This window comes from Candidatus Symbiopectobacterium sp. NZEC135 (assembly GCF_025962695.1).
Genome location: NZ_JAGFPF010000030.1, coordinates 41,528 through 51,751, shown reverse-complemented (window position 1 = coordinate 51,751; position 10,224 = coordinate 41,528). Strand labels below are relative to the sequence as shown.

Below are 10,224 nucleotides of genomic sequence, written 5' to 3'. Positions count from 1 at the left end.
ATTTTTGATAAAACACCACTCGGGTTGTTGCTACATGCCATCGATAAAGCAACGGGGGCCAACATGATGGATACCATCCATATGGTGGTCACTGCCGCAGTGACCATTGCTGCCATTGTTGCTATTTCTTTGGTGGCGAAAACAGCAGCCAAATTTATGATTGAAAAAATGTCCCAGGCAATGACCTCTGCCATTATGCAGTCCATCAAGCAGGCGATAACGCAGGTTATTAATAAAATTATGCCACAGCTTGTTAATAACTCTATGAGGCAGGGGAGTGCGGCATTAAGTCGAAGCATGCAATCTGTAACAAAACAAGTTGGGAAGATTACACAAGGGATTAATAAAAAGCTGGATGATATTTCAGATAAAGTAAATACCAATGTCATGAAGGTGCTGAAATTGAGCGATCCAGAAGATGCGAAGCGCTTAGGTAATATTGCATTGAAACGATTGGAAATGTTGCAAAACGGCGTTCATACGGCGATGCCTGTTGTTCAAAGTGGCATGAGTATTAATATTTCAAATATCAGACTCCAGGCGACAAAAGCCATTGCTGATTTTAATCTGGCAGCAATGGATGTCAGCATTTTGCGTGACCTTATTAGTAAAATCCTTGCTAATCATGAAGAGGATTCCAAAGTATCTCAATCGGTAAATATGACTTTGTCTGACATGCTAAGTAGTAAAGCCAACACTGGGAAGAGTGTTGTAAGAAATATCAGAGCCTAATAGGAGGCGTTATGGCAGTATCTATTACAAATTCCAATAATACCGTGTTCCAACAGCGAGCGACTGCTCTTCCTGAAGAGATGCATCGTAAAGGTATGGATAATACCGGTTTCATAGAGAAGTCAAGTTCCAGACCGTTAGATACCGCTGACTTAAATCGTAATAGAACGATGTTGGCACAGCATGCATCCAGTCACCTTGTTGGTATTGATATTCGCATTCCAGATATCACTAAGCCAGTTTCGGACACGGATAAGAATTTGTTAAGCAAACAAATTTCTTTGTATTCTCAAAGTAGCAATTTGATGCCTACACAGAATGAAAAAGTGCCTGTAGTTCCAGAGAAAGAGATAGCTAGCCGGTCAGAGAAAATCATGGCTACAACAAGTTTTCTCGGTGGTTATAACAGCGTGCGTTTTGCCCCGTTAATTGAGTTGGCGAAAACCGCGTTATTGAGCAAACATGCTGAACATGGCATGAAAACCAAGATGTTGGAAACTAGCCAGAAAAGTCTTGAAAACTCTGTCGAGCACAGCATGCAGGCTGCACGAGAGCAGCTTAAAAAGGATCTTACCAGTAGCTTTGTGACAAGCGGCATGGCACTGACTGGCGGAATCAAGTCCCATAAAGGGCATAGCCAAGCGATTAAAGGGTATGAGATTCAGGGGGCCAAAATTACTCAGCATAAGAGTCTGGGTAATAAACTCGATACTCACGCAACGCTTTCGCGCGGGAAGGATATTAACGATCCGATGTGGGCGCAAGATATGACCCGCTTGAAGCAATCAGCCAATCGTGAACACGTGCTGGCGCAGAAACAGGAGTTTCAGCTCCAAACGACCCTTAGCACCTCACAGCAACAAATTGGTGTTGGGCAAGCGTTACAGGGCGGAGCCTTGGCAATGGGAACCATTTCTTCCTCTCAGATGATATTGAGTCAGGCTGAGCAGAATGGCCTACAGCAATTGCGGCAATTTGATAAAGATGTCTTTATGCAGGAGAGCCAACGAAACGATGAAAGAGCCCAGGATGCTGAAAAGCTCAAGGCTGCATTGTTGGCAACGCTCGAAAATATTGCGAAAGGTATCAGCGATACTGCCGGTGTTGTTGCCAATAATACCAAAGTGTAATTGCTAAACATTGATAATGATATAAAGCCGCCTGTTGATACAGGCGGTTTCTTTAGAGGAAAACATGGAAATATTATCTACAACAAGGCCCTCATTTCGGGTTGGTGGCTATGCACAGGAGCAATCTACTAATGATTTTTTTTTGCAGGAGTCGATCGCTGATGAGATGAATATATCACCCCGCAATGATGGAATGCATCGCATTCTTCTCAGTCCTTTTTCTTTCATCATGGCTGATAGTGGAAAGTTGGAAGGTTTTTTAAAAAATTTAAATAATAGTGGATTTCTTGATGAAATAAAGACTGTCCAGGCACGGAGAGCGCTTCTCACTCATGATGTACAAAAAAGAATGCGTGTTCTTGACGATCTGTTTTCACAGAATCCTGAATTGAAAAATAAGGCCTTGTCGGCGGATACAAAAGAACTGGTCTATTCGACGCTGGAAAAACAGAGGAGCTCTTCCTACGCAGTCCTCATTTCCAGTATCTTGAATTCTGACGTATTTAGTACTTTATCAAGTAAAGAGATCAATGATTTACTCTCTGGTGCTATTGGGGAAATGTCTGAAAGTTATTTAGATGTTTTTCAACAGGCCGTTGAGAAAAATGCTCAGTTTTATAAAGATTTTTCTGATTTTATGTCTACGTTGCCACAATTCATTTCCGCTGATGGTGATAAAACCATTCTGGATGGTAAAGAATTCCAAAAAAGTCTTCTAGAATTGATAAAGAAATATCCTGTTCCAGGTATGTCAACGATATTGTTTCCTGTTCAAACGGGGGGGCCGTTTCAAGGGACCAGTCGTGAGGAGTGTGAAGCCTGGGCAAAAGAGTTTGGGCTCAATACCGATGACTGTATTCATCGGCTAGGCGATGGGACTTACATCGTTCATATTGATACTAGCCCATTAGATAATATCTATGACTCAGTGAAAGATAAAGATATGTCGTTCAACGCAGCACAATGGTCTGCATGGCAAACTGGCGTTGATATGCAAAAAGATCACATACAAAATGGCATGCAAACATTAACTCAGAAATTTGCAAACGCGCATTCAACGTTTGATAATTTAGTTAAAGTATTGAGTAGCACAATTGCAAGTCTTTTAGAGTGCGATAAACAATTCTTTGTTTAATGAGGGCGACAGTATGACTTTTCCAAATAAAAATATGATTGGTTCTGGTATATCGAAACCAATTCATCCAAATGGTTTACTTGCCGACTTTAATAGTAAAATCGGGAATAAGCATGTTGCATCATTAAGAAGTATAACACAAGCAAGAGTGCAATTTTTATCTCAGCCAAGCCAAGCCACTACGGCATCGCGCTCGTCAAGGTTTTCTACGCGAACTCAGAATGCTGATCTCGGTACAAAAGTAAGAAGCGTGAGAGGTGGTTTAAGTAAAAGTGAGGTTAAAAACGAAAAAAATAGTGCCTCATCGTTTAATACTCATGACGCTTCAGTGTTTAATGATGTTTTTAATTCATTAGACAGTAGCTCTACGTTTATCAATAAAAATGAGCATGAAGCTCTGGACTTCTTGCGTAACGAGGTAAGTGATAAATCTTTTGATAAGCTTCAGACCATTCTAGCTGATCCTAATAACGAATCTTCTGCAGTGGATAAAGCTAAGCAAATATTTGTTATGCTTAAAATGCTAAGTGACCTTTCGGCTAGGTCTGATACCCCTAACACAGCGGGAATCAAAGAAGATATCAAATTTTATGTTGATAATATTAATAAGTATGGCTTGGGCATAAAATCACCCTTTGCTGGCTCTTTACTCCAGGGGGAGCGTGCGCTTAAAAACATTGACGACCGCGTGAATAAAAATGCTGCTAAGCTAATCGCTGAAGGTTTAAATTATAATGCAGCTATTGATCGTTTGGTTGAGAGTAAGATTAATACGGTGCAAGATCAAAATATGAGAGCGACGCTTCTCAGTAAATGGAAAGACATCGCATTTCGTCCATCGAAGCAAGTTTTTGATAAGATGGAGGGAACTATTAATGGGAGTAGTCATTTTCATCGCGTAGACGCACTTCTCAATCATCAACCCATTAAATTAGAACTGTTCAAAGACTTTCTACACCGAGAGAATGTAGGTCAGAATACTGACGCCGGAAAGACAGGAACGTCGACGCCAGATAATGGCAAGGCCAAAGAAACACCAGGTCCAACTTATGTATATTATGACTACAGCACGACGACAAATGATAACAGTGTCCACTTTACTGATAAAAGTCATCTCTTGATGAAGGAGGCTGCTAACCTGCCTAAAGGACAAAAAGAAAACCCTCCCGCCTCCGCAACGGCGTCAGCCACCCAGCATCAGAATGTTACTCCTGTACCTGAGAGGCAATCCGATCGTAGTACTGATGGGCGGGGACTGGGAGAAAGTGGGGGGCTGAAGCGCTCTGAGACAACGACAGGTACGTCAGATATAACGGTTAATAGCAACAAACTTTCTCATGAAACGCAGATTCCACCTGTAGAAGTGGGAGGTGATGGCCCAATGTTACCAAGAGAGGCATCGTCAGATACCAATACCGGACAGAATGAGCACACTTCTATCCAACAGCCTCAGCCACCGATCGTGGGTAATCCTGGCGCACACCAGACGGCTTATATTGGCCCCTTTAGCACGGGTAGAACGGGCGCTGCACAATTTCAGAAGTATAAGCAGCCAGCATCGATAACCTCTGATAGCGGGCAGTTTGATAAAAAAAATGCGTCTCCGATTACACCTTCTAACGATGCCAGCACTGGGATGAAAAACGATGGCGCTCATTCACGTGATGAGAATATCAATAGTCCTGACCCTCACGTTAAGGCAGGAAAAAATCCTGTTAGCGAGAGAGGGGGCAATCAAGCGCTTCATGCAGCGTCATTCACTCGTCAACGGGCGCAGTTTGCTACGACGTTAACCAAAGCCAAAAGTCATGCAGCGATTGTGCAATCATCTGAGCCTCAGTCGCAAGAGGAGACTAGTGCTTTGCGTGATCCTTATATCGGACTAAACAGAACAGGACGCACTGGCGCCGCAGAGTTTAAACGTTATTGGCAATCTGCAAAAAAAACGAGTTCTGAAACTGATACCCTGGCTGGACGCCGAGAGCCGCTTCCAGGCCGTGATGAAACAGCGCTGCTGACAAGGTCAAACGCTGTAGGAGCAGAAAAAACTGTTGAGCTTGACGGAAGTAAAGTCAACGAGAAAGCGCACAACCTGTATGAGACACCTCCCCCAAAAACCACGACTTCACCTGCACAGACAATTCGTCAACAACAGCAGTTGAACGGCGCTGCGGGTATCAGTAAACAAAAGTCTGATACCTATATGGGGCCGCACAGAATGGGGAGAACTGGCGCAGCAGATTTCAAAAAATATGTATCAGATTCAAATGTATCTACCGTAAATCATGCGCTAAACAGGCCAGGCAGTACCGAGCGTGATGCTGAGCCTTTGGCCAAAGCGGTCTCAAGCAGCACCATTGAAAAGCGCGTTGTAAACAAAACGGGTGAAGATACCCCGGTTACCGGTGGCGTTGAGTACGCAGTGGGTGTCTCTCAACACAAAGCGCGCGTCGAACCTGAAACCAAAAAGGTTGAAAGCACAGATGATGTGTTGCTGGCAGATTCTGCGCCCGACCTCAGCGCTGCCAGAGAGCCCTCTTTGGCCAATCGTCACCAGGTGGCGTCTTCTGGAGAGAAAAATACGGTTACTGCTGTGGGTAACACTGGCTACAAAGGTCCTTTTTGGACGGGAAGGCAAGGTGCTACGGCAAAGCAATCTTATATTAACACTGACAGGTTTGCTAAAAAGTGAACCGTTAACATACTTTTAGGATGAGAGGCAGTCGTCCTGTCGGATGAAAATGACCTGACGTCATCTTGATCGCCTCGTCCTATGAGATTGAAAAGGAATTGTAATGAATCAAAACGTTGAGGAACGCATAAATCATGTGGTTTCTTCTATTATAAATTGTTCCTCTGCGGATGTATCACCGGAGAAACACTTATACTATGATCTATTAGCTGATTCACTCATGATGATGGATCTGATGTTAGTGCTTGAACAGGAGTTTGTTCTTAACATTAAAGATGATGCGCTGGACGATGTTAACTATGTTAAGGATCTCTATCGACTGATTCATCAACGATGCCATTAATGTAAACGTGGGTCGGATTTTTACCCGGCCCATTATTCATTCCTGCCCCTTTTATTTTCTCAGTTGCTTGTTCTTTCTAAGAAAAAATAATTATATTGACGATATGTATTCTTTTCTATGTGAAGGTATACATTCATACCCTTTTTCTTGACAATCATTAATCTACTGGTCGTCAAATCTGATGTGAAATCAACTTTCCATTATTATTGAATCAAGATGCTGGTAGTCCGCTGGTATATCTTATCAAAAGTTAATGTAATGGTATCAATCTCCTTGAGAGTCTAGCAATGTTATTGGATGAAGATAAAAATATCGATAAAGAAAAAAGGATAGTCGTTAGGCTTCTTAACGGCGTTTTGCGTGGGTGTGAGTTCGCTTTGTTTGAAGGGAATACACTTTTTCTTTCTACTGATGAAGAAACGATTAGTAAGCAATATAATGGCACACAACTGCCTGATAATACAATTTATATTCCTGCTGAACAAACGGATGTAAGTTTCGAACTAATCGTTAAACTAGGTGACTCATGTGACGTTTATATGCGTGAGATCTCTGACGATGGCTCACCACTGATAGCATTGTCAGAAAATAAAGTCATCACCATCGGTATGCAAAAATTTGTCTGGAGAAGTCAACATTCTGAATTCTCGGGCGTCATCTTATCTGGGGAGTATCCTGACAGCACCAAGGCACAATTATCAACGACTTCCGAGATTGTCAAGAATACTAAAAGTGTCTGGTATAAAACATTGGCAGCAGTTGCTTTAGTGAGTGCCGTGTTTGTCGCGGGCAATGGTTACCTTACGGGAACACAGCGTCAGCTTGATAATGTCTCAACATTATTGAATTTTGCCTCTGATGATTATCAGATCGTTTATGCTCGTGATAATTGGATTTACGTTTTTGCTGGCAGTGAAAAAGCGACTGATTGGGCTATTCAAACCATGATCAGAAACCCACTGCGCCAACAGGTTAACGTTGTCAATATTGCTAGTGAAGAAGAGCGAATTTCGCGTTGGGTGGAAACCTATTGGCCTGCATTAAAGTTTCATCAGATACGCTTGAGTGACCCACAACACCCGATTCTTAGAGTTAGTAAAGAAAGAAATGGATTAAGTGAAAAGACGCACGGTGATTTTATTACTGCACTGAAAGAAAAATTTCCTTATATGAATTCAGTGAGGCTGGATAATCTGGAGGATAAAACAATCAGGAGCATTGCCAATCAAGGATTGAAAAAAATGGCGCTCTCTTTTCGTGAGATAGACAATGGCGATACTATCACCTTTGTTATATTGGGCGTTATTGAGGATGGTATGCTCGAAAGCATCAAAAACTTTGTCAATCAATACTATCAACAATGGGGGGGCAGATATGTTCACTTTTCTGTTGAGCTGGAAACTGATTGGTTCAAAGATAAATCTTTTAAATTTGGCGAGCAAGGCTATATAAAGCTTGGCGCTGGACATTGGTATTTCCCAAAAACATAAGTAAGGATTTTATATGAGTAACGTGAACTCGAGAAGCACTGATTTTACATGGAATGGTTATTTGTCGAATAAATCATCAACCTTCGACAATGGTGTGGCACAGCTTAATTCCGAATTGGAATTGGCGCTAGACAAACTGGCACAAGACCCTTCAAATCCAGAGCTGTTGGCGATTTATCAGTCTCGCTTGTCAGAGTATACGCTATACCGTAATGCACAATCTAACGTTGTCAAGGTATACAAAGATGTGGGTTCTGCAATTATTACCAACTTCCGCTAATGTTGTTACCAGGAATAGACTATGAATCATAACATCAATATGGTGACACAGTTGTCTGGTAATTGGCATGATATTACCATGCCAGAATCGGTCAATGTGTCGTTGGAAGATCGTCTGCTTCGCGCTTATGCGCGGGAATCGGTAAATATGTCTGCGGAACAGCGTGACGTGATTTCATTGTTGGAAAACACCAATGCTTCCACAGATCCTGAAATGTTGGCAGAACTTCAACAGCGAACTTCTGACTACAACTTACATGTATCACTCATCAGTACACTGACGCGTAAAGGGGTCAGTGCTGTTGAAACATTATTACGTTCATAATCATGAATAAATACCTGTTATTTCCCATACTGGCAGTTTTTCTTGTAGGCTGTAAGCAAGATATTTTGCTAAAAGGGTTAGATCAACAGCAGGCTAATGAAGTTATTGCGCTGTTACAGCGCAATAACATCAAGGTTGATAAAAATGAGGTCAAAAAAGAGGGGTATAGCCTCTCTGTCAGTTCTCAGGATTTTTCGGCTTCTGTTGATTTAATGAATACTTATGGGCTGCCACGTCCTCCCGCAATCGACATTGCGCAGATGTTTCCTGCCGATGCGCTTGTTTCTTCACCGCGCGCTGAAAAGGCTCGTCTCTATTCTGGGATTGAGCAACGACTTGAGCATTCGTTGTTGTCAATTTCAGGGGTGGTTTCTGCTCGCGTACATGTGAGCTACGATATGAGCTCCAGCGATGGTGATAGGAAAAGATCGGCCGTTCATCTTTCAACATTGCTCAATCATGATAATAGCATTACTGATACCACCTTATTAATCAGTGATGTAAAGCGCTTTCTTAAGAATAGCTTTGAGGATGTTAATTACGATAATATTTCCGTCGTATTATCCAAGATTAATGACGTTCAGCGGCATGCACCGGTATCCATCCAAGCAACAAAGTCTAGTACACCGACGTGGTTAATAAGCCTTGGCGCGGTAACTGTTGCCTTGTTAGCTGCCGTGTTGTTATTTATTAGTCAAAGCCATCATGCATTTTTAGGTAAGCTAAAGAAGCATATTCTGACGCAGACGAGTAACAACAGTACATCGGATGACCCTAAACCCAGTGTAGATGTTCCTGAGAATAAAAAATAGCGGATGTCTGAATATCATGGAAAGAGTAATGCATGAAAAGCAAAGGGCATGCGATAATGTCATGAATATCATATATAATCCGATATCCTGGATTCATCCAGAACATTTTTCATTGCCCCCTGGGTTTGTGACGCCAGGATGCCATCGAATTATAAATGATATTTTAATCGAAAATTTTTCCCTTTCGGTTGAACCGCTCGACCTAAATAATGAAAGAGAGCGATATTTAGCTGTGCATTGGCATTTGTTACCCAAAGCGGCCTTTATGGTGGCTTGTCAGCGCTATAAGATCAATCTTTTTCAGTGTGGTATCTGGTGGAAGCTTGAAAAATCCGTCAGGCAGTTTTCATTGTTGCACCTTCTTGAAGATAATCCGATGAATGCATCTACTTATTCTCTTGAGCACTATGCGCTGTGTGCTAAACGAGAAATTGATTTATTCTCCGCTTCTGTCTCGAGGGTAATGAGAGAACGACTGCCATTATTGTTTTCACCGGGCAATGATGTGGAAACTGTGCCGCCGACACTAACTGGTGATAATGAATTAGCAATGAGGATGGCCATTCAATATGCTCAAAGAAGTTGAGGCATCATATGCGAATATGCTGCAAGAAAATGTGCTGTTAACGAACAAGAATCGTGTAGCGCATAATCTGAGAATCAGCGTCGTGGCGCAGGCCAGGGAACATGCCAAAAAGATCATCAGCGATGCCAGTCGCGACGCTGAGGCAATACATCAGCAGGCCTATCGCGATGGTTATGAGCATGGCGTTGTGACGTCAGTTGAAACAGTAATTGGTTTTATTGAAGATAAACAAGGTATTGTGAATGAACTCTATGGGCAGGTTCGCCAGCGGGCAAAGCGTTTGCTGAGTGACTCTGTCAATAAGGAAAGCGTGATTTGTGCCTTGTTTGAAAGCTGGGCCGATGAGATTGATGGCCGAGATGACAAAACGCCTTTTTATATCCTTCTTCCTAGCGACAGACGCCGTTATAAACGCAGATTAATGGCCTATATTGATAGTATGCACCGGGGGGGCGTCATTTTTGAGTATCATCAAGATTTACGATATGTATTTAAGTATCGTGAGCAACTAGTAGAATTTTTACCAGAGATGTTTGTTGATAATCAAATAGATACATTTTTTGACACGCAATCATTGTATGAGAGTTGCGAACAACTTTCTCAGCAAACACTGAAAAAATTTTACGAACAACTCGGAACGCATTCACCGCCGCGCGATGTGTTGATGTCGGATAATGATGATAATCAAGGAAAATAAGTA

The 10,224-nt window shown here is 42.2% G+C and carries 11 protein-coding genes; all 11 read left to right on the top strand.

Annotated features, from left to right (window positions below):
• A partial coding sequence (gene sctE / locus J5224_RS15150; RefSeq protein ID WP_264626165.1) for a type III secretion system translocon subunit SctE occupies positions 1 to 732 on the top strand: 732 nt, incomplete at its 5' end.
• A gap of 11 nt (positions 733 to 743) precedes the next feature.
• Complete coding sequence (locus J5224_RS15145; RefSeq protein ID WP_264626164.1) at positions 744 to 1,862, top strand: hypothetical protein; 1,119 nt, start codon at positions 744 to 746, stop codon at positions 1,860 to 1,862.
• Between the two features lie 64 nt (positions 1,863 to 1,926).
• Positions 1,927 to 2,997 (top strand): IpaD/SipD/SspD family type III secretion system needle tip protein, encoded by a 1,071-nt coding sequence (locus J5224_RS15140; RefSeq protein WP_264626163.1) that lies wholly within the window; start codon positions 1,927 to 1,929, stop codon positions 2,995 to 2,997.
• Positions 2,998 to 3,010: 13 nt separating this feature from the next.
• A complete protein-coding gene (locus J5224_RS15135) occupies positions 3,011 to 5,689 on the top strand; it encodes a hypothetical protein (RefSeq protein WP_264626162.1) in 2,679 nt (892 codons plus the stop codon).
• Between the two features lie 103 nt (positions 5,690 to 5,792).
• The gene (locus J5224_RS15130; RefSeq protein WP_264626161.1) at positions 5,793 to 6,032 is read left to right on the top strand and encodes an acyl carrier protein; all 240 of its coding nucleotides are present in this window, start codon (positions 5,793 to 5,795) and stop codon (positions 6,030 to 6,032) included.
• 287 nt (positions 6,033 to 6,319) lie between these two features.
• Entirely contained in the window at positions 6,320 to 7,522 is a 1,203-nt protein-coding gene (locus tag J5224_RS15125) for a PrgH/EprH family type III secretion apparatus protein (RefSeq protein WP_264626160.1), read from the top strand.
• A gap of 13 nt (positions 7,523 to 7,535) precedes the next feature.
• Entirely contained in the window at positions 7,536 to 7,802 is a 267-nt protein-coding gene (locus tag J5224_RS15120; protein WP_264626159.1) for a type III secretion system needle complex protein, read from the top strand.
• A gap of 21 nt (positions 7,803 to 7,823) precedes the next feature.
• Complete coding sequence (gene sctI, locus J5224_RS15115) at positions 7,824 to 8,126, top strand: type III secretion system inner rod subunit SctI (RefSeq protein WP_264626158.1); 303 nt, start codon at positions 7,824 to 7,826, stop codon at positions 8,124 to 8,126.
• A 2-nt stretch (positions 8,127 to 8,128) separates the two neighbouring features.
• Positions 8,129 to 8,938, top strand: a complete 810-nt coding sequence (locus J5224_RS15110) for an EscJ/YscJ/HrcJ family type III secretion inner membrane ring protein (RefSeq protein ID WP_264626157.1) — start codon at positions 8,129 to 8,131, stop codon at positions 8,936 to 8,938.
• A 28-nt stretch (positions 8,939 to 8,966) separates the two neighbouring features.
• Complete coding sequence (locus J5224_RS15105; RefSeq protein ID WP_264626156.1) at positions 8,967 to 9,524, top strand: hypothetical protein; 558 nt, start codon at positions 8,967 to 8,969, stop codon at positions 9,522 to 9,524.
• Positions 9,508 to 10,221 (top strand): hypothetical protein, encoded by a 714-nt coding sequence (locus tag J5224_RS15100; protein ID WP_264626155.1) that lies wholly within the window; start codon positions 9,508 to 9,510, stop codon positions 10,219 to 10,221. Before J5224_RS15105 ends, J5224_RS15100 begins: the two co-directional genes overlap by 17 nt.
• The last annotated feature ends 3 nt before the right edge of the window (positions 10,222 to 10,224 follow it).

Coding starts and splice junctions, on each gene's coding strand:
- J5224_RS15120 (WP_264626159.1), top strand. CDS start 7,536: ATGAGTAACGTGAACTCGAGAAGCACTGATTTTACATGGAATGGTTAT.
- J5224_RS15105 (WP_264626156.1), top strand. CDS start 8,967: ATGCATGAAAAGCAAAGGGCATGCGATAATGTCATGAATATCATATAT.
- J5224_RS15140 (WP_264626163.1), top strand. CDS start 1,927: ATGGAAATATTATCTACAACAAGGCCCTCATTTCGGGTTGGTGGCTAT.
- J5224_RS15100 (WP_264626155.1), top strand. CDS start 9,508: ATGCTCAAAGAAGTTGAGGCATCATATGCGAATATGCTGCAAGAAAAT.
- J5224_RS15135 (WP_264626162.1), top strand. CDS start 3,011: ATGACTTTTCCAAATAAAAATATGATTGGTTCTGGTATATCGAAACCA.
- J5224_RS15125 (WP_264626160.1), top strand. CDS start 6,320: ATGTTATTGGATGAAGATAAAAATATCGATAAAGAAAAAAGGATAGTC.
- sctI (WP_264626158.1), top strand. CDS start 7,824: ATGAATCATAACATCAATATGGTGACACAGTTGTCTGGTAATTGGCAT.
- J5224_RS15110 (WP_264626157.1), top strand. CDS start 8,129: ATGAATAAATACCTGTTATTTCCCATACTGGCAGTTTTTCTTGTAGGC.
- J5224_RS15145 (WP_264626164.1), top strand. CDS start 744: ATGGCAGTATCTATTACAAATTCCAATAATACCGTGTTCCAACAGCGA.
- J5224_RS15130 (WP_264626161.1), top strand. CDS start 5,793: ATGAATCAAAACGTTGAGGAACGCATAAATCATGTGGTTTCTTCTATT.